The sequence below is a fragment of the Salmonella sp. 32031103-2018-00083-FB-01-SM-01 genome, assembly GCF_017571995.1.
GTDB lineage: Bacteria > Pseudomonadota > Gammaproteobacteria > Enterobacterales > Enterobacteriaceae > Salmonella > Salmonella enterica.
Genome location: NZ_JAGEQL010000004.1, coordinates 13,187 through 37,398 on the forward strand (window position 1 = coordinate 13,187; position 24,212 = coordinate 37,398).

The following is a 24,212-nucleotide window of genomic DNA, read 5'->3' on the forward strand; positions in this document are numbered from 1 at the left end:
CCCATAAAAAAGGGGCCAGCGTAATGCCAGCCCCTTCTTTTCTACAAGCTTTCGGATGTTGCGAAAGCGCGTTCTTAGTTAAGACGCTCTTTGATACGAGCCGCTTTACCAGTACGCTCACGCAGGTAGTACAGTTTAGCTTTACGAACAGCACCACGACGTTTAACAGCAATGCTGTCAACTACCGGAGAGTGAGTCTGGAAGACACGCTCAACGCCTTCGCCGTTGGAAATTTTACGAACAGTGAATGCAGAGTGCAGACCGCGGTTACGAATAGCGATAACCACGCCCTCGAATGCCTGCAGACGTTTCTTGGTACCTTCAACAACCCATACTTTCACTTCCACGGTATCGCCCGGACGGAAGGAAGGTACGTTCTGCTTCATCTGCTCTTGTTCAAGTTGCTTAATAATGTTGCTCATAATTTAATCTCTTATCCTGGGTAAACTGATATTCGGGGGCCTATGCCATCCCATCATGTTTATGCTGCTGTTGTGCGTGTTCTGTTTTGAACTCCGCCAGCAACCTTGCTTGCTCTTCAGTCAGAGCCAGGTTTTCCAGAAGTTCAGGTCTTCTAAGCCAGGTTCGGCCCAGCGACTGTTTCAAACGCCAGCGACGTATCTCAGCATGGTTTCCCGACAGCAATACTGGCGGTACTTCCATCCCCTCTAACACTTCAGGGCGCGTATAGTGCGGACAATCCAGCAACCCATCAGCAAACGAATCTTCGATTGCTGATGCCTCATGCCCCAGAACCCCCGGTATAAACCGGGCGACGGAGTCAATCAGCGTCATTGCCGGTAGTTCGCCACCGCTGAGAACGTAATCGCCAATTGACCATTCTTCGTCAATTTCGGTCTGAATTACGCGCTCATCTACGCCTTCGTAGCGACCACACACCAGAATGAGTTTCTGATTCGTGGCCAGCTCGCTAACGCCCGCTTGATCAAGCTTGCGTCCCTGAGGCGACAGATAAATCACTTTAGCGCCTTCACCTGCCGCGGCTTTTGCTGCGTGAATGGCGTCCCGCAAGGGTTGCACCATCATTAACATCCCCGGTCCGCCGCCGTAAGGACGATCGTCCACGGTACGGTGCCGGTCATGAGTAAAGTCTCGAGGACTCCAGCTCTGGATGTTCAGCAGGCCATTTTTTACTGCCCGGCCAGTTACCCCGTAATCGGTAATTGCGCGGAACATTTCAGGAAACAGGCTAACGATACCTATAAACACAAGCCAATCCCCATAACGCCGACTTTTACCGTTTATCCGGTGGTTTAAAAACCAGGATCCCAGTCTACTTCGATAGTACGAGTAGCGAGATCGACTTTCTTGATAACCTGCCCATCGAGGAACGGTACTAGTCGTTCCTTGATACCAAATGCATCTTTCAGGTTCGCCTTAATGACGAGAACGTCATTCGACCCGGTTTCCATCATGTCGATAACTTTACCGAGATCGTAGCCTTCAGCGGTGACTACCTGGCAACCCATCAGGTCTTTCCAGTAGTAGTCTCCCTCCTCAAGCGCAGGAAGTTGCGAGGAATCCACGACAATTTCGCAATTCGTCAGAAGATTCGCGGCATCTCGATCGTCAACGCCTTTCAGCTTGATGATCAGATCCTGATTGTGGTGCTTCCAGCTTTCCAGCTGTACCTGCTGCCACTGACCCGCCTTCTGGATAAACCAGGGCTGATAGTCAAAAATGCTTTCGGCGTCTTCAGTGGAGGAAAACACTCTGAGCCAACCACGGATACCGTATGAAGAACCCATTTTCCCCAGTACAACCGGTTCAGCGGGTACTTGTGCGGCGAGTTGCTTGCTCATCATGACCACCGTGACAGATTAAGCTGCTTTTTTTACTTCTTTGATCAGCGCCGCAACGCGATCGGAAATGGTTGCGCCCTGGCCAACCCAGTGAGCGATGCGATCCAGATCCAGGCGGGTGCCTTCTTCTTTTTCGCTAGCGATTGGGTTGAAGAAACCAACGCGCTCAATGAAGCGACCGTTGCGTGCATTACGGCTGTCGGTGACAACAACCTGGTAGAACGGACGCTTTTTAGCGCCGTGACGAGCTAAACGAATAGTTACCATAACATCCTCTTGTGTGAATAAAACAACCGGGCCCCATCGAGGAACGGAGCCCGGCGTCATATTAAAAGCCCGAAAATTTTACTGATTTCTGGGAAAAAAGCAATCAACATGTGATGAAGCTTGATTCCAGGGCGTGACCGTTGCAGCCAGTTTGGCGTCGGCGTGCGCGCAGAAAGCGGAGCGTACACGCAGTACGTGAGCATTTCGAGCACACTCCGGCGTCAAAATGGCAAATAAGGTAGCCCGATATATTTATCTACCCGGGAAGCCTGGCGGCATCATCCCCTTCATACTCCGCATCATCTTCGCCATCCCGCCCTTCTTCATCTTCTTCATCATGCGCTGCATGTCGTCGAACTGTTTCAGAAGGCGGTTAACGTCCTGCACCTGCATCCCACAGCCCTGCGCGATACGACGCTTGCGGGAACCTTTGATGATTTCCGGCTTCGCGCGTTCTTTCAGCGTCATCGAATTGATGATCGCCTCCATACGCACCAGCACCTTGTCATCCATCTGCGATTTAACGTTGTCCGGAATCTGCCCCATGCCCGGTAATTTGCCCATCAGACTGGCCATGCCGCCCATGTTTTTCATCTGTTTGAGCTGTTCCAGGAAGTCGTTCAGGTCGAAACCGTCGCCTTTCTTCAGTTTGGTCGCCAGCTTTTCAGCCTGTGCGCGGTCAACTTTGCTTTCGATATCTTCGATCAGCGACAGCACGTCGCCCATGCCGAGAATACGCGAGGCGATACGATCCGGATGGAACGGCTCCAGCGCGTCGGTTTTCTCGCCGACACCGAGGAATTTAATCGGCTTGCCGGTGATATGACGAATAGAGAGCGCCGCACCGCCACGCGCATCACCATCAACTTTGGTCAGCACCACGCCGGTCAGCGGCAACGCTTCGTTAAAGGCTTTTGCGGTATTCGCGGCATCCTGACCGGTCATCGCATCGACGACAAACAGCGTTTCTACTGGCTTGATAGAAGCGTGGACCTGTTTGATTTCGTCCATCATCGCTTCGTCAACGTGCAGACGACCGGCGGTATCCACCAGCAGCACGTCGTAGAATTTGAGCTTCGCTTCTTTCAGCGCGGCGTTGACGATATCAACCGGTTTCTGGCCGACATCAGACGGGAAGAAATCCACGCCAACCTGCTCAGCCAGCGTTTCGAGCTGTTTGATCGCCGCCGGGCGATAGACGTCGGCAGAGACGACCAGCACTTTCTTCTTGTGCTTCTCGCGCAAGAATTTACCCAACTTACCGACGCTGGTGGTTTTACCCGCCCCCTGCAGACCCGCCATCAATACTACGGCTGGCGGCTGCGCAGCTAAATTCAGCGTCTGGTTCTCTTCGCCCATCGCCGCAACCAGTTCGCTACGGACAATCTTGACGAACTCCTGCCCTGGGGTCAGGCTCTTGTTAACTTCATGACCAACCGCTTTCTCTTTTACGCGATTGATGAACTCACGCACTACCGGCAGCGCAACGTCAGCCTCCAGCAGCGCCATGCGCACTTCGCGCAGCGTCTCTTTAACGTTGTCTTCAGTAAGGCGCCCACGGCCACTGATATTGCGCAGCGTGCGCGACAAACGATCGGTTAAATTATCAAACATTGTCTCTCGCCTGGGGTGGAAACGGTTGGTCGCCGCAGCGACACAGTTACAGAATTTCGCCACAGTATACCATGAAGCCGTCTTTGTTGTTATGCAACGGTTGGAGCTGCGGTCACGTAACGCTATACTGCTTCTCTTTCTCACTGGTCAACTGTCGACACAACTATGCCCGTTTTTGCTTTACTTGCCCTTGTCGCCTACTCCTTCAGCCTCGCGCTGATCGTTCCCGGACTGTTGCAAAAAAACAGCGGCTGGCGGCGTATGGCTATTCTTTCTGCGGTCATCGCGCTGGTGTGCCATGCTGTCGCGCTGGAATCGCGTATTCTGCCCGGCGGCGACAGTGGACAAAACCTGAGCCTGCTGAATGTCGGTTCGCTGGTCAGCCTGATGATCTGCACGGTGATGACCATTGTCGCGTCGCGTAATCGCGGCTGGCTACTTCTACCCATTGTCTATGCTTTTGCGCTGATTAACCTGGCCTTCGCCACGTTCATGCCTAATGAATATATTACGCATCTGGAAGCGACCCCAGGCATGATGGTGCACATCGGTCTGTCGCTTTTCTCTTACGCGACGCTGATAATCGCCGCTCTGTATGCGCTACAACTGGCGTGGATCGACTATCAGTTGAAGAACAAAAAGCTGGCGTTTAGTAATGAAATGCCGCCATTGATGAGCATTGAGCGCAAAATGTTTCATATCACGCAGATTGGCGTCGTACTGCTGACCCTTACTCTGTGTACCGGCCTGTTTTACATGCATAACCTGTTCAGTACTGAAAATATTGATAAAGCCGTGCTCTCTATCGTGGCATGGTTTGTCTATATCGTTCTGCTGTGGGGGCATTACCATGAAGGCTGGCGGGGTCGGCGGGTCGTGTGGTTTAACGTCGCAGGCGCGGGTATTCTGACGCTGGCCTATTTTGGTAGCCGCATATTACAGCAATTTGTAAGCTAAGCTTTTAAAGGAGTTTCCCCTGGAACACATCTCCACCACCACGCTGATTATCATATTAATCATCATGGTGGTCATCTCGGCCTATTTTTCCGGTTCCGAAACTGGAATGATGACGCTAAACCGTTACCGTTTACGCCATATGGCGAAGCAAGGTAATCGCTCGGCAAAACGGGTAGAAAAATTACTGCGTAAACCCGACCGACTGATAAGCCTGGTGCTGATCGGCAATAACCTGGTCAACATTCTTGCCTCGGCGCTCGGCACGATTGTGGGTATGCGGCTTTACGGCGACGCCGGCGTGGCTATCGCCACCGGGGTACTGACGTTTGTCGTGTTAGTTTTTGCCGAAGTCCTGCCCAAGACTATCGCCGCGCTCTATCCGGAAAAAGTGGCCTATCCCAGCAGCTTCCTGCTGGCGCCGTTACAGATACTGATGATGCCGCTGGTGTGGTTACTTAACACCATCACCCGCCTGCTGATGCGTCTGATGGGAATTAAAACGGACATCGTGGTCAGCGGGTCGTTAAGCAAAGAGGAATTACGCACTATCGTGCATGAGTCCCGTTCGCAAATCTCTCGCCGCAATCAGGATATGCTGCTGTCGGTTCTCGACCTGGAAAAGGTCAGCGTGGATGACATCATGGTGCCGCGTAATGAAATTATCGGGATCGATATCAATGACGACTGGAAGTCTATCGAGCGGCAGCTCACCCACTCGCCGCACGGACGCATTGTGCTCTATCGCGATTCGCTGGATGACGCCATCAGTATGCTGCGCGTGCGTGAAGCCTGGCGGTTAATGGCCGAGAAAAAAGAGTTTACCAAAGAGATGATGCTGCGCGCCGCCGATGAAATCTATTACGTCCCGGAAGGTACGCCGCTCAGTACGCAACTGATTAAATTTCAGCGCAATAAAAAGAAAGTCGGACTGGTCGTCAACGAATATGGCGATATCCAGGGGCTGGTCACCGTGGAAGATATTCTCGAGGAGATCGTTGGCGACTTCACCACATCGATGTCGCCGACACTGGCGGAAGAGGTCACGCCGCAAAACGACGGTTCGGTCATTATTGACGGTACCGCCAACGTCCGGGAAATCAATAAAGCGTTTAACTGGCACCTGCCGGAAGATGACGCGCGCACCGTCAACGGGGTGATTCTGGAGGCGCTGGAGGAAATTCCGGTTGCTGGCACGCGCGTGCGCATTGAGCAGTACGATATCGATATTCTCGATGTACAGGAAAATATGATTAAGCAGGTAAAGGTTGTACCGGTAAAACCGCTGCGCGAGAGTGTGGCGGAGTAACCCAATGGCGAACTCCGGTTCGCCTTTTTTATCGCCGTCTTTTAAGATTCCATCAATTCCTGCCATTTACTTAACAATGCAATAATGTCTTTTCAGGCATTCAGAAAGGATATTGATGTTATGTCAGAAGATTATGTAATTGAATGGGATAAGAATTTTGCAGACGACCTCAACGTCGTCGCCAGCGTTTTTTTATCGCACAACCCAACCTTATGGCCCACTATTTTCTCTCAACTTTCGACGCAACCTGAAATCTTTGAAGACGAAGATGAAGACGAATATGGGTTGCAGGACGTCCTGGATTGTAGCGGTGGCGATCTCGGAAATAACGAGCTGGCACAGGCATTTTTACAAGTTCTACGCGGCGAAGGATTTATTCACCTCGTTGACTGGAAAGGTGAAGATGAAGAAGGCGAACTGGCTAATTTTGCCGCAGATCGCTTTTATGAACTCACAAAAAACCTGACGGATTCTGAGGAATTAAGAAATCTTCTTGTCGAAATAACCCAAGAGGATGAAATCTCCGATGTCTGTGAAGCCGGGGATCGTTACCTTGACGAGATCTTTGAACGCATCCAGACCGAACTCAATAAGAGGGGCTTCCAGATTTTTGATCTGAATGAAGGATCTGACACCTATAATGTGGTCGTTCTGCCAATGAGCGAATATAAAAAAATAGAGGATTTCAACACGCCGTGGCTGGAAGTGCAGGATTTTTTAAGCTAAAAAAATGGCCGACTTTACATCGGCCATCAGACTTTTACTTCGCCTTCGCTACCGTCACCATCGCCGCGCGAATGGTACGACCGTTCAGCGTATAGCCTTTCTGCATAATACCCAGCACATTGCCTGCCGGAACCTCTTCCGACTCCACCATCGCAATCGCCTGATGCACGTTCGGGTCCAGCGGCACGTTGGTCTCAGCAATCACTTCCACGCCGAACTTACGCACCACATCCAGCATAGACTTCAGCGTCAGCTCAATCCCTTCGACCATTGCCGCCATATCCGGATTGGCTTTGTCTGCGACTTCCAGCGCGCGATCCAGGCTATCGATTACCGGCAGCAATTCGTTGACGAACTTCTCGAGAGCGAATTTATGCGCTTTTTCGATATCCTGTTCAGTACGACGGCGCAGGTTTTCCATTTCCGCTTTGATACGCAACACGGTGTCGCGTTCGCGAGTCTGGGCTTCTGCAAGCTGAACTTCCAGATTCGCAATTTTTTCATCGCGCGGATCCACCTGCTCAGCAGAATCGTTTGGTTCAACTGCCTCAACCTCTTCGTGCTGATCCATGATAATTTCTTCCGGGGCTTGCCCCTCAGGCGTTTTCTGTTCTTTACTACTCATGAATTTCTCCGCGTTTTTTTCGCATTCATCTCGCTAACTTCGCTTATTATGGGGATCAGATTCAGGGTTTCAAGGGAAGTACTCACATTGTCATCAATCTTCGCTACAAGGACCTCAGAAAAATGAATAATCATTTCAAGTGTATCGGCATTGTGGGGCATCCGCGTCATCCCACCGCACTCACGACACATGAAATGCTCTACCGTTGGCTATGCGATCAGGGTTATGAGGTCATTGTGGAGCAACAAATCGCCCACGAATTACAGCTAAAAAATGTACCAACCGGTACGCTGGCGGAAATTGGTCAACAGGCGGATCTGGCGGTAGTCGTGGGCGGCGACGGTAATATGCTTGGCGCAGCGCGTACGCTGGCGCGTTATGACATCAATGTGATTGGCATTAACCGCGGTAATCTTGGCTTCCTGACCGATCTCGATCCGGACAACGCCCTGCAACAATTATCTGATGTGCTGGAAGGGCGCTATATCTCCGAAAAACGTTTTCTGCTGGAAGCGCAGGTCTGCCAACAGGACCGCCAGAAGCGTATCAGCACAGCCATTAATGAAGTGGTGCTGCATCCGGGAAAAGTGGCGCATATGATCGAATTCGAGGTTTATATTGATGAAACCTTCGCTTTTTCACAGCGGTCTGATGGTCTGATCATTTCTACGCCGACCGGCTCCACCGCCTATTCGCTCTCCGCAGGCGGCCCTATTCTGACCCCTTCACTGGATGCCATCACCCTGGTGCCGATGTTCCCGCATACCTTGTCGGCGCGCCCGTTAGTCATTAACAGCAGTAGCACGATTCGTCTGCGTTTTTCGCATCGCCGTAGCGATCTGGAAATTAGCTGCGACAGCCAGATAGCGCTGCCTATTCAGGAAGGAGAAGATGTGCTGATTCGCCGCTGCGACTACCACCTCAACCTGATACATCCCAAAGACTATAGCTATTTCAATACATTAAGCACAAAACTCGGTTGGTCAAAAAAATTATTCTAATTTTACGTTAGCCTCTTTACTGTATAAAAAACCAGTTTATACTGTATTTAATTACAGTCATGGTTTTTCATACAGGAAAACAGCTATGTTGGCGCAACTGACCATCAGCAATTTTGCTATCGTTCGTGAGCTTGAGATCGATTTTCAGAGCGGAATGACCGTCATTACTGGTGAAACCGGCGCGGGTAAATCTATTGCGATTGATGCCCTGGGTCTGTGTCTGGGCGGTCGCGCTGAGGCCGATATGGTCCGTACCGGAGCAACCCGCGCCGATTTGTGTGCCCGCTTTGCACTGAAAGACACGCCTGCGGCATTGCGCTGGCTGGAAGAAAACCAGCTTGAAGAAGGGCGCGAATGCTTACTTCGCCGCGTTATCAGCAGCGATGGTCGCTCACGGGGCTTTATTAACGGCACCGCTGTGCCCCTGTCTCAATTGCGCGAGCTAGGTCAGTTGCTGATTCAAATTCATGGTCAACATGCGCACCAGCAGCTTACCAAACCCGAACAGCAAAAATCGCTGCTGGATAGCTATGCCAACGAAGCCGCTTTAGCGCAGCAGATGGCTGCCCGCTACCAATTATGGCATCAAAGCTGCCGCGATCTCGCCCATCACCAGCAACAAAGCCAGGAACGCGCCGCGCGCGCGGAACTGCTGCAATATCAGTTAAAAGAGTTGAACGACTTTAACCCGCAGGCCGGCGAATTCGAGCAAATTGACGAAGAGTACAAACGGCTGGCCAACAGCGGACAGTTGCTTACGACCAGCCAGAACGCTCTGGCGCTACTCGCGGACGGCGAAGACGTTAACCTGCAAAGCCAGTTATATAGCGCAAAACAACTGGTTAGCGAGCTGGTGGGTATGGACAGCAAGCTTTCCGGCATCCTGGATATGCTGGAAGAAGCCACTATTCAACTCACCGAAGCCAGCGATGAATTACGCCACTATTGCGAGCGTCTGGATTTAGACCCCAATCGCCTGTTTGAACTTGAACAGCGCATCGCTAAACAAATTTCGCTGGCGCGAAAACATCACGTCAGCCCGGAAGCGCTGCCGCAGCTTTATCAGTCACTGCTCGAAGAACAGCAGCAGCTCGACGATCAGGCCGATTCGCTGGAAACGCTGACGCTGGCGGTTAATAAGCATCACCAACAAGCGCTGGAAACGGCGCAAGCGCTGCATCAACAGCGTCAATTTTACGCCCAGGAGCTGGGGCAGTTGATCACTGAAAGTATGCATTTACTTTCAATGCCGCACGGTCTGTTTACTATCGACGTGAAATTTGATGAGCATCATCTGAGCAACGACGGCGCCGATCGCGTGGAGTTTAAAGTGACGACAAACCCAGGTCAGCCGCTGCAGCCTATCGCTAAAGTCGCGTCTGGCGGTGAACTGTCGCGCATTGCGTTGGCTATTCAGGTGATTACCGCGCGCAAAATGGAAACGCCGGCACTGATTTTTGACGAGGTCGATGTTGGCATCAGCGGCCCAACCGCCGCCGTGGTCGGTAAACTCCTGCGTCAGCTTGGCGAATCCACTCAGGTGATGTGCGTCACTCACCTGCCACAGGTAGCCGGGTGCGGTCACCAGCACTTCTTTGTCAGTAAAGAAACAGACGGGGCAATGACCGAAACCCATATGCAACCGTTGGATAAACGTGCGCGTTTACAGGAACTGGCCCGCCTGTTGGGAGGAAGTGAAGTTACGCGTAATACGCTGGCAAACGCAAAAGAACTGCTGGCGGCGTAAACTTTTTTACCTCCCGAAGGTCTGAGTTCACAACAAAAACGCCGTAAGACCCGACAGCAAAAGGTTTTAAAGTGATGAAAGGTCTATTATCATCGGCATATTAATATGAGCCACGTACTGCTCAGGCCCGAAAAGGAACCCAATCACTATGCGCTGTAAAACGCTGACTGCTGCCGCAGCAGTACTCCTGATGTTGACCGCAGGCTGTTCCACTCTGGAGCGAGTGGTTTACCGACCTGACATCAATCAGGGGAACTATCTTACACCTACGGATGTCGCCAAAGTGCGTGTTGGTATGACGCAACAACAGGTTGCGTATGCTTTAGGCACGCCGATGATGACCGATCCTTTTGGTACGAACACCTGGTTTTATGTCTTCCGCCAGCAGCCAGGACATGAGAACGTGACGCAGCAGACTCTGACGCTCACCTTTAACAGCAGCGGCGTGTTAACCAATATTGATAACAAACCGGCGTTGACGAAGTAATTTTGTGATACCGCCTGATGAGGTTACGTTCATCAGGCCTGCAAACCTCTCCCCACCATTTGGTACGAATTTGCCTGATGGCGCTACGTTCATCTGGCTTACAGGCACACCTGTGCTTCAGGTGTGGTACGGCTTTCACACCGTTATCCGGCAAGGTTAATTATCTGCCAGCCGATTTTTCGGCGCGCTGGCGGCGTAATGCTTTTGGATCGGCGATTAAGGGACGGTAAATTTCAACCCGATCGCCATCCTGCACCGTATCGGTGAGTTTTACCGGACGACTATAGATGCCCACTTTATTTTTCGCCAGATCGATATCCGTGCGCAATTCCAGCAAGCCGGAAGCGCGAATCGCCTCTTCGACCGTCGCGCCCTCCTCCAGCGTTACGCGCTGCAAATACTGCTTTTCCGGCAGCGCATAAGCCACTTCAACCACAAGTTTATCCGGCACGGTAAACCTCTTTGGCGCGAACCGTAAACGCCTGCACCATGTTGGACGCTAACTCTTTGAATACACGACCAAACGCCAGCTCAATGAGTTTATTGGTAAACTCAAAATCAAGCTGAAACTCAATACGGCACGCCTCGGGGCTGAGCGGGGTAAATTTCCAGCCGCCGATCAGCTTTTTAAAGGGGCCATCCACCAGATGCATCAGAATGCTCTGGTTACGCGTTAGCTGATTACGCGTCGTAAACGTCTTGCTGATACCCGCCTTCGACACGTCAACAGCCGCCGTCATCTGTGCTGGCGATGACTCCAGGACGCGACTACCAACACACCCAGGCAAAAACTGGGGATACGATTGCACGTCATTCACTAACTGATACATCTGTTCCGCACTGTAGGGGACTAAAGCAGTCCGACTAATCTGAGGCATAGCAATTCCCATCAACATAAATCGTGTAAATAATACCACTTATCAGCGAGTAAAAAAAATGCTGTCCCCAACCGTCATGCCTTAATTGTGCGTGCATAGCCCAACTCATGCTAAGATAGATTTTTGCACCTCATCAGGACGTAATGGGGTGTTTTCGATATCAGATTACCTATGAATTCACGACACTTATGACGAAGAAAAAAGCACATAAACCGGGCTCAGCCACCATCGCGCTGAATAAGCGCGCCCGGCACGAATACTTTATCGAAGAAGAGTTCGAGGCTGGTCTCGCCCTGCAAGGCTGGGAAGTAAAATCTCTGCGCGCAGGAAAAGCCAATATCGGCGACAGTTACGTTATCCTCAAAGATGGCGAGGCCTGGCTGTTTGGCGCAAACTTTACGCCGATGGCGGTCGCCTCGACACATGTTGTATGCGACCCAACCCGAACCCGCAAACTGTTGTTAAATCAGCGTGAGCTTGATTCGCTGTATGGCCGTATTAATCGTGAAGGTTATACTGTCGTCGCGCTTTCTCTGTACTGGAAAAATGCCTGGTGCAAAGTGAAGATCGGCGTGGCGAAAGGTAAAAAACAACATGATAAACGTTCCGATCTTAAAGAACGTGAGTGGCAACTGGATAAAGCACGCATTATGAAAAATGCAGGCCGATAATAGACATTTTTTGTGACCAGCTTCTCAGTATGAAGCTGGTCAATATTCATATCTCATTCATGCCTCGAAAATATATTCTCTGTGCCTGACGCTTATCAATAGCAATAAATACCACAACAAGAATATATTCTTTGTTTAAAAAATTTTTATAGCCTAATAACACAATACTTCAAATGATTTTTATAAAATTTAATAATGCTGAATACCTTCACAAAAGGTATTGTTTTTATGTTAAAAAAGAAAAAGACGAAGAAATTAAAATTCATTATAAAACATAAAGATAAATAAAAAATCATCATGCGTTGTTAGCCCACCCCACCTCTCCTTAACACAAACTCCGTTATATTTCAGACGCACTAACACCTTTATCAATAGATCTTAATTTGCAGAAAGATTTTTTTCTGACTATATCATCTAATACGAAAGCACTAGTCAGGCACAAAAAACAAAGGGTTATTCGGCGAGAAAACCAGACCTTCACCTACGCTCATAAAAAAGAATATGGCTACGGAAATTCATCTCTCACGATGAACGGGAAGGCTCGTCTACGCATTTTGCCCTGAACGTCGTGCCCGTTAATTAATACACAGAGCAAATCCATCAGGAGCTAATTTATGCGTCTACTCGCCGTGGTTTCGAAATTGACTGGCGTCTCCACCACTGTGGAATCCTCAGCGGTCACTCTTAACGCCCCGTCAATTGTTAAATTATCAGTGGCCCGGGAAGAAATTAGTCAACTTACGCGCATTAATCAGGATCTGGTGGTGACGCTCCATTCCGGCGAAACGATCACGATTAAAAACTTTTACGTTACCAACGATCTGGGCGCAAGCCAGCTGGTACTGGCGGAAAATGATGGCACGTTATGGTGGGTAGAAAATCCGCAAGCCGGGCTACATTTTGAACAAATCGCTGATATTAATGAGCTGCTGGTCACTTCCGGCACTTCCCATGAAGCAGGCGGCGCCGTTTGGCCGTGGGTACTGGCTGGCGCGGTGGCGGCTGGCGGCATTGCCGCTATCGCGTCTTCCGGCGGCGGCGATTCCCACCATCATTCGGATGGCGATAATCCGCCCCCCGATAACACCAATCCTGACGGTAATCCCCCTGATAACAGCAATCCCGGCGGCAGTAACCCTAACGGCAATACTCCAGGTAGCAGTAATCCTGTAGATACTACCCCGCCTCTCGCTCCCGGCAAGTTGCTGATTTCAGCGGACGGAAAAACGGTGAGCGGCGAGGCCGAAGCGGGCAGTACCATTACCATCAAAGATCCTTCAGGCAACGTCGTTGGCGAGGGCAAAGCGGATAGCGACGGTAAATTTAGTATTGATCTGACAGCGCCACAGCTTAGCGGCGAACAACTTACCGTGACCGCGACTGACGATGCCGGCAATACCGGCCCATCCGCAACCATTGATGCGCCCAACATTCCTCTCCCCGATACACCAGCTATCACCGCCGCTATCGATGATGCCGCTCCCCTCACCGGCACGCTGAGCAATAATCAGTTTACGAACGACAATACCCCCACGCTGGAGGGAACCGGCAGCGCTGGCACAGTCATCCATATTTACGCCAATGGTCAGGAAATAGGCTCCACAACGGTTGATAGCAGCGGAAACTGGCATTTTGCCATTACCAGCGCGCTAGCGGATGGGGAAAATCATTTCACCGCCATTGCGACTAACGTTAAAGGCGAAAGTAGCGAATCAGCCCGCTTTACACTGACTATCGACACACTCAGCCCCGATGCCCCACGCGTTGAAGTGATTGCCGATAACACCGGTTTGCTCACCGGGCCGCTACAGAATAATGACCGGACTGACGAGGCAAAACCGCTATTTTCCGGGCAGGGAGAGGCAGGCAATACCATCACGATTAAAGAGGGTTCAACCGTTATCGGCAGCGCTACCGTAGACGAAAATGGACGCTGGACCTTTACCCCGACTACACCGTTAAGCGATGGCGAACATACCTTTACCGTCGAACAAAGCGACAAAGCCGGAAACGTGAGCCGCGTGACGACAACGCCTACTATCATTGTGGACACCACGCCGCCTGACGCCGCTATCATTGATAATGTCGCGAAAGACGGCACAACCGTTAGCGGCACCGCTGAAGCTGGTAGTACCGTGTCGATCTATGACCCGGCGGGAAATTACCTGGGCTCCACGATTACCGGAGAAAATAACCACTTCAGCATCACGCTGAATCCGGCTCAGACCCACGGCGAGCGTCTGGAAGCGCGTATTCAGGACGCCGTTGGTAACATCGGCCCCGCCACGGAGTTTACCGCTTCTGACTCACAGTATCCTGCCCAGCCGACTATCCTTACCGTGACGGATGACGCTGGCACCGTTACCGGGCTGCTGAAAAATGGCGATGCCACAGATGATAACCGCCCAACCCTCAGCGGTACTGCTGAACCAGGCAGTACGATATCGATTAACGATAATGGCTTTCCTGTACCGACCTTTCCGCCCATTGTCGCTGACGCTGACGGCAAATGGAGCTTTACCCCCTCGCTGGCACTTGCCGATGGCAACCATGTCTTTACCGCTACCGCGACCAACGATCGCGGCACCAGCGGGCAGTCCGTCTCCTTTACCATTGATATCGACACGCAGCCGCCGGTGCTGGAAGGCCTGGCGGTTAGCGACGTCGGCGACAGACTTACCGGCACTACGGAAGCTGGCAGTACTGTGGTTATCAAAGACAGCCTGGGAAATACGCTCGGTAGTGGAACGGCAGGCGACGACGGCACCTTCTCAATAGGTATTAGCCCGGCGAAAATTAACGGCGAAACATTAAGCATTAGCGTTACCGATAAAGCCGCGAATAGCGGTCCGGTAGAAACGCTGAACGCGCCGGATAAAACTGCGCCTGCGGCACCGAACGGTCTTATCGTGGCGACCGACGGTCTGTCCGTAAGCGGTCAGGCGGAAGCCGGGGCAACGGTCACTATCCGTGACAGTAGCAACACCGTACTTGGCAGCGCCGTCGCTAACGGCAACGGACAATTTATCGTTCCGCTGAATACGGCGCAGACTAACGGCCAGGCGCTTATCGCTACCGCCACCGATGTTGCGAAAAACGAAAGCGCCGCCGCGACGGTTATCGCGCCGGACAGTACCGCGCCGGAAATGCCGAAAAACGTGGTAATTAGTGAGGATGGCACCAGTATTAGCGGCACCGCCGAACCGGGTAGCGCCATTACGATCGCCACGCCGGACGGCACGCCGCTTGGCAGCGGCAAAGCAGATGGCGAAGGTCATTTTACCCTTCCCCTCGTCCCCGCACAGACCAACGGCGAACAGGTTACCGTCACCGCCACCGACAGCGCCAACAACGTTAGCCCGCCAACCACAGCGCAAGCGCCCGATATCACCGCCCCGGATAAGCCCATTATCACTCAGGTGCTGGACGATGTTGAAAGCTTCACCGGGCCGCTGGTTAACGGACAAACCACCAATGACAACCGCCCCACCCTTAGCGGTACGGCGGAGGCTGGCGCGCGTGTCGAAATTTTTGATAACGGTGTTTCGCTGGGACTCGCCACGCTACAGCCCAACGGCACCTGGACGTTTACGCCGTCGCAAAATTTAGGTGAAGGCGCGCATCGACTGACCGTAATCGCAACCGACGCTAAAGGCAATGCCAGTCCGGCCGCGTCATTCGACCTGGTGGTCGATACGCAATCGCCGCAGCAACCGGTAATCACCTTCATTACAGATGATGCGCCGGGTATTCTCGGTAGCGTCGCGCATCTGGGGCTCACTAACGACAGCACGCCAACGATTAACGGTACAGGTGAACCGGGTTCCACAGTACACCTGTATCAGAATGGCGCACGGATAGCGGATATTATCGTCGGTAATTCCGGCGTCTGGAGCTACGCCTACACCACGGCCTCGCCACTGGCGGACGACACCTACACCTTTACCGTGACGGCCAGCGACAGTAACGGCAACACCACGCCTTTTTCGACCGATTTTACGATTACCATTGATACCCAGGCCCCTGCCGCCCCCGGCGTTATCGGCGTAACTGACGGCGACGGAAATACGATTGATACCAATCAGATTACCCAGGAATCCCAGCCCCGGTTGAGCGGTAGCGGCACCGCAGGCGACACAATCATCCTTTACGATAACGGCAATGCCATAGGTCAGGCGCTGGTCGGCACGGACGGGCGCTGGCAGTTTACGCCGCCTGCCGCGCTGGGCGACGGCGACCACCTTCTGACCGCTCGCGCCAACGATCCGGCGGGGAACGAAAGTCCCGAATCCCTCAGCTTTACCCTGCGCGTCGATACCCAGGCGCCGGATGCGCCGCAGATCGTGTCAGCCGCCATCACAGGCGGAGAAGGCGAGGTGCTACTGGCAAACGGCAGTATTACCAATCAGCGTATGCCGACCCTCAGCGGCACCGGCGAACCCGGCGCCATCATCACCCTGTACAATAACGGCGTAGAACTGGCTACCGTCCAGGTCAATCCACAGGGTAGCTGGACCTATCCGCTAACCCGTAATCTGAGCGAAGGGTTAAACATCCTGACGGCCACCGCCACGGATGCCGCAGGCAATAGTAGCCCCACCTCCAGCGTTTTCTCCGTTACCCTTGATACCCAGCCTCCAGCGCAGCCTGACGCGCCGCTAATCAGCGATAACGTCGCGCCGATTATCGGCAACATCGGCAATAATGGCGCAACGAACGATACCACGCCGACCTTCAGCGGCACGGGAGAGATCGGCAGCACGATAATTCTCTACAATAATGGCAGTGAAATTGGTCGCACAACGGTAGGCGATAACGGAAGCTGGAGCTTTACGCCTGCGGCACTGACGCCAGAAACCTATACCATTACCGTCACGGAAACCGATATAGCGGGCAATATCAGTCCACCTTCCGCCTCAGTCACTTTTACGCTAGACACCACTGCGCCCGCCAATCCAGTTATCACTTTTGCCGAAGATAACGTCGGCGAAGTCCAGGATACTATTGTCAGCGGCGCAACCACTGACGACAATACACCGGTCATTCACGGCACTGGCGACATCGGCAGCGTGATCACGCTCTATAACGGCAGTAGTGTCGTGGGCGTAGTCACCGTCGATGAGACCGGCACTTGGACGCTGCCGGTGACCAGCGCGTTGCCGGATGGCATCTACACCCTGACCGCCATTGCCGCCGACGCCGCCGGAAACAGCAGCGGCGTATCGAACAGCTTTACCTTCACCGTCGATACCGTTCCGTTGCAGCCGCCCGTCGTCAATGAAATCCTCGACGATGTTGCGCCAGTGACCGGGCCATTAACCGATGGCGCCTTTACTAACGATCGGACGCTGACTATCAACGGCAGCGGCGAAAACGGCAGCACCGTCACGATTTACGACAATGGCGTGGCAATCGGTACGGCGCTCGTCACCGACGGGGGCTGGACATTCAATACGCCCGAATTGTCAGAAGCCAGCCATGCGCTAACCTTCAGCGCGACTGACGATGCTGGAAATACCACGGCGCAAACCCAACCGATCACCATTACTGTGGATATCACCGCCCCGCCCGCGCCAACGATCCAGACGGTGGACGACGATGGCACGCGCGTCGCCGGACTTGCCGATCCTTACGCTACCGTTGAAATTCATCATGCCGATGGCACCCTGGTCGGCAGCGCTGTCGCTAATGGCATCGGTGAATTCGTCGTTACGCTCAGTCCGGCGCAAACCGATGGCGGTACGCTGACGGCAATTGCTATCGATCGCGCGGGGAATAACGGCCCGGCTACGAATTTTCCCGCTTCCGACAGCGGTCTGCCCGCCGTCCCGGCCATCACGGCGATTGAAGATGATGTCGGGAGCGTACAGGGGAATATTGCGGCGGGCGGCGCCACGGACGACACCACGCCGACGCTGCGCGGCACTACGGATATCGGCTCTACCGTTGAAATTTTCATTGATGGCGATTCGGCAGGCTTTGCCACCGTTGACGCCAGCGGGAACTGGATCTTTGAGATTGCGACGCCATTAAGCGAAAGCACACATTACTTCACCGTCCAGGCAACCAATGCGAATGGCCAGGGCGGCCTGTCCGCACCGGTCGGGATCACTGTCGATCTTAGCGCGCCGGCGCAACCGGTTATTACCAGCGCAACGGATGATGTCCCCGGCATGACCGGTACGCTGGATAACGGCGCGCTCACCAATGATTCACGCCCGACGCTCAACGGAACGGGAGAAGCAGGCGCCACCATCCGCATTCTGGATAACGGCGTAGAAATCGGTTCCGCTACGGTAGATCAAAGCGGCAACTGGCGCTTCACCCCGAACGCGCCGCTGGAGAGCAACGCGCACATCTTTACCGCCGTAGCGACCGATCCCGTCGGCAATAGCGGCCAGCCTTCGGACGGTTTTACGCTGAACATTGACGCGCAGGCGCCAGATGTGCCGGTTATCACGTCCGTGATTGACGATAACAATCAACCGACCGTTCCGGTGTTACCGGGGCAATCCACCGACGATCGGCAGCCAATACTGAACGGAACTGGCGAACCTGGCGCGACAATCACCATTTTTGATAACGGTACGCCGCTTGGCACGGCTCAGGTAGGCGAAAACGGTAGCTGGACCTTCCCGGTGCCCCGCAATTTGTCAGAGGGAAGCCATAATCTGACGGTTAGCGCTACCGATCCGGCGGGCAATACCAGCGCGGTCTCCGCGCCGTGGACGATCGTGGTCGATATTACGCCTCCGGCGATCCCGGTTCTCACCTCCGTCGTGGATGACCAGCCCGGTATTACCGGCAACCTGGTAAGCGGGCAGCTAACGAACGATGCGACGCCCACCCTGAACGGGCGCGGAGAGGCAGGCGCGACGATTAATGTCTATCTTGACGGCAATCCAGCGTCCATCGGTACCACGACGGTGAATAGCGACGGCACATGGAGTTTCACGCCGCAGACGCCGCTTGCAAACGGTAGCCACACGTTCACCCTTAGCGCCACCGATCCGGCGGGTAATAGCAGCGCGGTGTCCAGCGGATTTGTGCTGACGATTGACGCCACACCGCCCGCCGCGCCGGTTATCGCCAGCGTGGCAGACAATACGGCTCCGGTGACGGGCATCGTCCCCAACGGCGGCTCGACGAACGAAACCCGACCAACACTCTCGGGTACCGGTGAGGCGGGTACAACCATCTCGATTTATAATGGCAGCACGCTGGTCGGCACGGCGCAAGTTCAGGCCAACGGTAGCTGGAGCTTTACACCGTCTACCTCGCTGGGCGCGGGCGTCTGGAACCTGACGGCGATAGCAACCGATGCGGCAGGCAATACCAGCGCCGCGTCCGAAATACGCTCGTTTACTATTGATACCACGGCTCCCGCCGCGCCTGTTATTGATACGGTCTACGACGGTACGGGCCCCATTACCGGCAATCTGAGTTCAGGACAGATCACAGACGAGGCGCGCCCTGTCATTAGCGGCACCCGTGAAGCCAACACAACTATTCGTCTCTACGATAACGGCACGCTGCTGGCTGAAATTCCCGCCGACAATAGCAGTAGCTGGCGCTACACGCCCGATGCCTCTCTGGCGACGGGCAACCATGTAATTACCGTCATTGCCGTTGATGCCGCAGGCAACGCCAGTCCCGTTTCAGACAGCGTTAATTTCGTCGTCGATACCACGCCGCCGCTGACGCCGGTAATCACATCAGTCAGTGACGATCAGGCGCCAGGCCTCGGCACGATCGCGAACGGCCAAAATACCAACGATCCTACGCCAACCTTCAGCGGCACCGCAGAAGCCGGCGCCACGATCACGCTCTATGAAAATGGTACGGTCATTGGCACGACAACGGCTCAACCTGACGGCGCGTGGAGCGTCTCCACCTCAACGCTGGCAAGCGGAACGCACGTCATCACCGCCGTCGCCACCGATGCCGCAGGAAACAGCAGCCCGAACAGTACGGCTTTCACCCTGACGGTCGATACCACCGCGCCGCAAACGCCAATCCTGACGTCCGTGGTGGATGACGTCGCGGGTGGGGTCACAGGAAATCTCGCTAATGGTCAGATAACCAATGATAACCGCCCCACGCTGAACGGCACTGCCGAAGCGGGCAGCGTGATCAGTATCTATGATGGCAACACTCTGCTTGGCGTCACCTCGGCTAACGCAGGCGGCGCGTGGAGCTTCACGCCGACGACAGGGTTAAACGATGGCACGCGCACATTAACAGTGACCGCCACCGACCCGGCAGGCAACGTTAGCCCGGCCACCAGCGGTTTTACTATCGTGGTCGATACCCTTGCGCCAACGGTTCCGCTTATAACCAGCATCGTTGATGATGTCCCGAACAATACCGGCGCCATTGGCAATGGACAATCGACCAACGACACACAGCCGACGCTCAACGGTACCGCGGAAGCCAACAGCGCGGTAAGCATCTTCGATAATGGCGCGCTGGTTGCGACCGTGAACGCCAATGCCAGCGGCAACTGGAGCTGGACGCCAACCGCCGCGCTCGGCCAGGGAAGTCACGCCTATAGCGTTAGCGCCGCCGATGCGGCTGGCAACGTTAGCGCCGCTTCGCCATCGACAACGATTATCGTGGATACCATTGCGCCCGGCGCGCCCGGCAACCTGGTCATCAATGCTACCGGTAATCGGGTGACGGGCACCGCGGAAGCAGGCAGTACAGTGACGATTACCTCTGAGACTGGTGTGGTACTGGGAACCGCCACCGCCGACGGTACAGGCAGCTTCACCGCCACACTCACGCCCGCGCAGACCAATGGTCAGCCGCTACTGGCATTTGCCCAGGATAAAGCAGGCAACACCGGCATTGCCGCCGGATTTACCGCGCCCGATACGCGCGTGCCGGAAGCACCGATCATCACCAACGTAGTAGATGATGTGGGTATTTATACCGGCGCTATCGCCAACGGTCAGGTCACTAATGACGCACAACCCACATTGAATGGTACCGCTCAGGCGGGCGCCACGGTGAGCATTTATAACAACGGGGCGCTGCTCGGCACCACCACGGCGAACGCCAGCGGAAACTGGAGCTTTACCCCGACAGGCAATTTGACCGAAGGCAGTCACGCCTTCACCGCCACCGCGACTAACGCCAACGGTACAGGCAGCGTCTCCACCGCCGCGACGGTGATTGTCGATACGCTGGCGCCCGGTACGCCGTCAGGTACGCTCAGCGCCGATGGCGGTTCACTTTCCGGACAGGCAGAGGCAAACAGCACCGTAACCGTCACGCTGGCGGGCGGCGTGACGCTCACCACCACCGCCGGCAGCAACGGCGCATGGTCTCTCACCTTGCCGACAAAACAAATTGAAGGTCAACTCATTAACGTGACGGCCACTGACGCTGCGGGTAACGCCTCCGGCACGTTAGGCATTACCGCGCCGATTCTGCCGCTGGCGGCAAGGGATAACATCACCAGTATTGATCTGACCTCTACCGCCGTCACCAGCACGCAAAACTATTCGGATTACGGCCTGCTGCTGGTTGGCGCGCTTGGCAATGTCGCCTCGGTTTTGGGTAACGATACCGCTCAGGTTGAGTTCACCATTGCTGAAGGTGGTACGGGCGACGTCACCATCGATGCCGCCGCAACGGGAATCGTGCTTTCGCTGCTCAGTACTCAGGAGATTGTGGTACAGCGCTACGACACCAGCCTCGGCGCCTGGACAACGATCGTCAACACCGCCGTTGGCGACTTCGCGAATTTGCTTACCCTGACCGGGAGCGGCGTTACCCTGAACCTGAGCGGCCTGGGCGAAGGCCAGTACCGGGTACTCACTTATAACACCAGTCTGCTCGCCACCGGGTCGTATACCAGCCTGGATGTCGATGTACACCAGACCAGCGCAGGTATTATTAGCGGGCCAACCATCAGTACCGGCAACGTCATGGCTGATGATACCGCGCCGACGGGCACCACGGTCACCGCCATCACCAACGCCAACGGTGTCAGTACGCCGGTCGGCGCGGGCGGCGTGGATATCCAGGGACAATACGGCACGCTGCACATTAATCAGGATGGCAGTTACACCTACACGCTGACTAACCCCACGGCGGGATACGGACATAAAGAGAGCTTCACCTACACCATTACCCAGAATGGCGTCGGTAGCAGCGCCGCGCAACTGGTTATCAATCTGGGTCCCGCGCCTGTACCGGGCAGCGTGATAGCGACAGACAATAACGCCTCTCTGGTCTTTGATACTCACGTTAGCTACGTCAACAACGGTCCCTCGACACAAAGCGGCGTCACGGTATTAAGCGTCGGACTTGGTAATGTACTGAACGCGAATCTGCTTGATGATATGACTAATCCGATCATCTTTAACGTTGAAGAAGGCGCTACGCGAACCATGACGTTACAGGGAACCGTCGGCGGCGTCTCACTGGTTTCCACGTTCGATCTGTACGTTTATCGCTTCAACGATGCCATTCAGCAATATGAGCAGTTTCGGGTGCAAAAGGGCTGGATTAACACCCTGCTGTTAGCCGGACAGTCCCAGCCGCTGACCCTGACGTTGCCTGGCGGCGAATACCTGTTCGTGCTGAATACCGCCAGCGGCATTAGCGTCCTCACTGGCTATACGCTGGCGATTTCCCAGGACCACACCTATGCCGTTGACAGTATCACCGCCAACACCACCGGCAACGTACTGACCAATGATGTCGCCCCTACGGACGCCCTCCTCACTGAAGTAAACGGCGTGGCGATTGCGGCGACCGGCACGACGGAGGTAAACGGACTGTATGGCTCGCTCATCATTGACGCAAGAGGCAACTATACCTACACGCTGAAGAACGGCGTCGGCGCCGACAGCATTAAAACGCCGGACAGCTTTATCTATACAGTCAAAGCGCCAAACGGCGATACCGATACGGCCTCGCTCAATATCACGCCAACCGCCAGGGCGCTGGATGCGATTAATGATGTCAGCGATACCCTTAGCGTCGCCACGCTTCAGGATACCTCTGCCTGGCTGGACTCCAGCGTCGGCAGCGCCAGTTGGGGGCTACTCGGCAAATCGGGCAGCGGGAGCGGCACCTTTGACGTTGCAACAGGTACCGTACTTAAAGGCGCGTCACTGGTCTTTGATGTCTCCACGCTCATTACGCTGGGCAATCTGAATATTAGCTGGGCCATTCAGGAGAACGGGACCGTCATACGCAACGGAACCGTTCCGGTGGCGAATATCACGCTGGGCAGCGCGACGGTGACCGTCAACCTGAGCGGCCTGGAGCTGGATGCCGGAACGTACACGCTTAACTTTACCGGCACCAATACCCTGGCCGGGGCGGCGACGATCACGCCACGCGTCATCGGCACCACCGTCGATCTGGATAATTTTGAAACGTCCGGAACGCATACCGTTCTCGGCAATATTTTTGACGGCAGCGATGCGGCGGGGGCGATGGATCAGCTTAATACGGTGAATACCCGCCTGAGCATTAGCGGGTATAACGGCAGCGCCGCCACGCTGGACGCCGCGGCGAATACCACCAGCGCCACGATTCAGGGACATTACGGCACATTGCAAATTAACCTCGATGGCGCTTACACCTACACCCTGAATAATGGCGTCGCGATGTCGTCCATCACCAGTAAAGAGGTCTTTACCTATCAACTGGATGACAAGATGGGTCATACGGATAGCGCCACATTGACCATTGATATGGCGCCGCAAATCGTCAGTACCAACCAAAACGATGTTCTCATCGGCTCCGCCTATGGCGATACGCTGATTTACCACCTGTTAAACGGCGCGGACGCGACCGGCGGCAACGGCGCCGATCGCTGGCAAAACTTCTCCACCGCGCAGGGCGACAAGATCGATATCCACGAACTGCTGACCGGCTGGGATCACCAGGCGGCGACGCTGGGTAACTTTGTTCAGGTTCATACCAGCGGCGCCAATACGGTGATATCCGTCGATCGCGACGGCGTCGGCAGCGCGTTTAAATCCACTGACCTTGTCACTCTGGAGAATGTGCAGCTCACGCTAAATGATCTTTTGCAAAACAACCACCTGATAACCGGCGGTTGATAAAAAAGCCCCGAACGCCAC

Annotated in this window: 16 protein-coding genes; 8 read left to right on the forward strand and 8 right to left on the reverse strand. The window is 54.3% G+C overall.

Going from position 1 to position 24,212, the window contains the following annotated elements:
- Positions 1-74: 74 nt before the first annotated feature.
- The 5 genes from rplS to ffh all read right to left on the reverse strand — a co-directional run bounded on the left by rplS (position 75) and on the right by ffh (position 3,704).
- The gene (rplS, locus tag J4614_RS12795; protein ID WP_000065257.1) at positions 75-422 is read right to left on the reverse strand and encodes a 50S ribosomal protein L19; all 348 of its coding nucleotides are present in this window, start codon (positions 420-422) and stop codon (positions 75-77) included.
- 40 nt (positions 423-462) lie between these two features.
- On the reverse strand, positions 463-1,230 hold the full coding sequence (trmD, locus tag J4614_RS12800; protein ID WP_000469813.1) for a tRNA (guanosine(37)-N1)-methyltransferase TrmD: 768 nt from the start codon (positions 1,228-1,230) through the stop codon (positions 463-465).
- Positions 1,231-1,274: 44 nt separating this feature from the next.
- Positions 1,275-1,823 carry a ribosome maturation factor RimM gene (gene rimM / locus J4614_RS12805; RefSeq protein WP_000043266.1) on the reverse strand — a complete coding sequence of 183 codons (549 nt, stop codon included), beginning with the start codon at positions 1,821-1,823 and terminating at the stop codon, positions 1,275-1,277.
- An 18-nt stretch (positions 1,824-1,841) separates the two neighbouring features.
- Positions 1,842-2,090: a 30S ribosomal protein S16 gene (gene rpsP / locus J4614_RS12810; RefSeq protein ID WP_000256453.1), complete on the reverse strand. Its 249-nt coding sequence runs from the start codon at positions 2,088-2,090 to the stop codon at positions 1,842-1,844.
- 252 nt (positions 2,091-2,342) lie between these two features.
- Complete coding sequence (gene ffh / locus J4614_RS12815) at positions 2,343-3,704, reverse strand: signal recognition particle protein (protein WP_000460052.1); 1,362 nt, start codon at positions 3,702-3,704, stop codon at positions 2,343-2,345.
- 165 nt (positions 3,705-3,869) lie between these two features.
- Here ffh and J4614_RS12820 point away from each other — a divergent pair, with 165 nt between their 5' ends.
- The 3 genes from J4614_RS12820 (at position 3,870) to J4614_RS12830 (ending at position 6,693) form a co-directional block, all read left to right on the forward strand.
- Positions 3,870-4,661 (forward strand): inner membrane protein YpjD, encoded by a 792-nt coding sequence (locus J4614_RS12820; RefSeq protein ID WP_001537507.1) that lies wholly within the window; start codon positions 3,870-3,872, stop codon positions 4,659-4,661.
- 19 nt (positions 4,662-4,680) lie between these two features.
- On the forward strand, positions 4,681-5,967 hold the full coding sequence (locus J4614_RS12825) for an HlyC/CorC family transporter (RefSeq protein WP_127172650.1): 1,287 nt from the start codon (positions 4,681-4,683) through the stop codon (positions 5,965-5,967).
- 120 nt (positions 5,968-6,087) lie between these two features.
- Positions 6,088-6,693 carry a hypothetical protein gene (locus J4614_RS12830; RefSeq protein WP_023243603.1) on the forward strand — a complete coding sequence of 202 codons (606 nt, stop codon included), beginning with the start codon at positions 6,088-6,090 and terminating at the stop codon, positions 6,691-6,693.
- A gap of 34 nt (positions 6,694-6,727) precedes the next feature.
- Here the strand turns inward: J4614_RS12830 and grpE are convergent, their stop codons facing one another.
- Complete coding sequence (gene grpE, locus J4614_RS12835) at positions 6,728-7,318, reverse strand: nucleotide exchange factor GrpE (RefSeq protein WP_001518875.1); 591 nt, start codon at positions 7,316-7,318, stop codon at positions 6,728-6,730.
- A gap of 122 nt (positions 7,319-7,440) precedes the next feature.
- Here grpE and nadK point away from each other — a divergent pair, with 122 nt between their 5' ends.
- The 3 genes from nadK (at position 7,441) to bamE (ending at position 10,553) form a co-directional block, all read left to right on the forward strand.
- Positions 7,441-8,319 carry an NAD(+) kinase gene (gene nadK / locus J4614_RS12840; protein ID WP_001059155.1) on the forward strand — a complete coding sequence of 293 codons (879 nt, stop codon included), beginning with the start codon at positions 7,441-7,443 and terminating at the stop codon, positions 8,317-8,319.
- Between the two features lie 85 nt (positions 8,320-8,404).
- A complete protein-coding gene (gene recN / locus J4614_RS12845; RefSeq protein WP_000880965.1) occupies positions 8,405-10,066 on the forward strand; it encodes a DNA repair protein RecN in 1,662 nt (553 codons plus the stop codon).
- 148 nt (positions 10,067-10,214) lie between these two features.
- A complete protein-coding gene (bamE, locus tag J4614_RS12850; RefSeq protein WP_001203445.1) occupies positions 10,215-10,553 on the forward strand; it encodes an outer membrane protein assembly factor BamE in 339 nt (112 codons plus the stop codon).
- 160 nt (positions 10,554-10,713) lie between these two features.
- Here the strand turns inward: bamE and J4614_RS12855 are convergent, their stop codons facing one another.
- Together J4614_RS12855 and J4614_RS12860 are read right to left on the reverse strand one after the other, a co-directional pair.
- A complete protein-coding gene (locus tag J4614_RS12855; protein ID WP_001112990.1) occupies positions 10,714-11,004 on the reverse strand; it encodes an RnfH family protein in 291 nt (96 codons plus the stop codon).
- Positions 10,994-11,431: a type II toxin-antitoxin system RatA family toxin gene (locus tag J4614_RS12860; protein WP_001543334.1), complete on the reverse strand. Its 438-nt coding sequence runs from the start codon at positions 11,429-11,431 to the stop codon at positions 10,994-10,996. Before J4614_RS12860 ends, J4614_RS12855 begins: the two co-directional genes overlap by 11 nt.
- A gap of 188 nt (positions 11,432-11,619) precedes the next feature.
- Here J4614_RS12860 and smpB point away from each other — a divergent pair, with 188 nt between their 5' ends.
- On the forward strand, positions 11,620-12,102 hold the full coding sequence (smpB, locus tag J4614_RS12865; RefSeq protein ID WP_001518569.1) for an SsrA-binding protein SmpB: 483 nt from the start codon (positions 11,620-11,622) through the stop codon (positions 12,100-12,102).
- A gap of 614 nt (positions 12,103-12,716) precedes the next feature.
- On the forward strand, positions 12,717-24,191 hold the full coding sequence (gene bapA / locus J4614_RS12870; protein ID WP_208293193.1) for a biofilm-associated protein BapA: 11,475 nt from the start codon (positions 12,717-12,719) through the stop codon (positions 24,189-24,191).
- Positions 24,192-24,212: the final 21 nt, after the last annotated feature.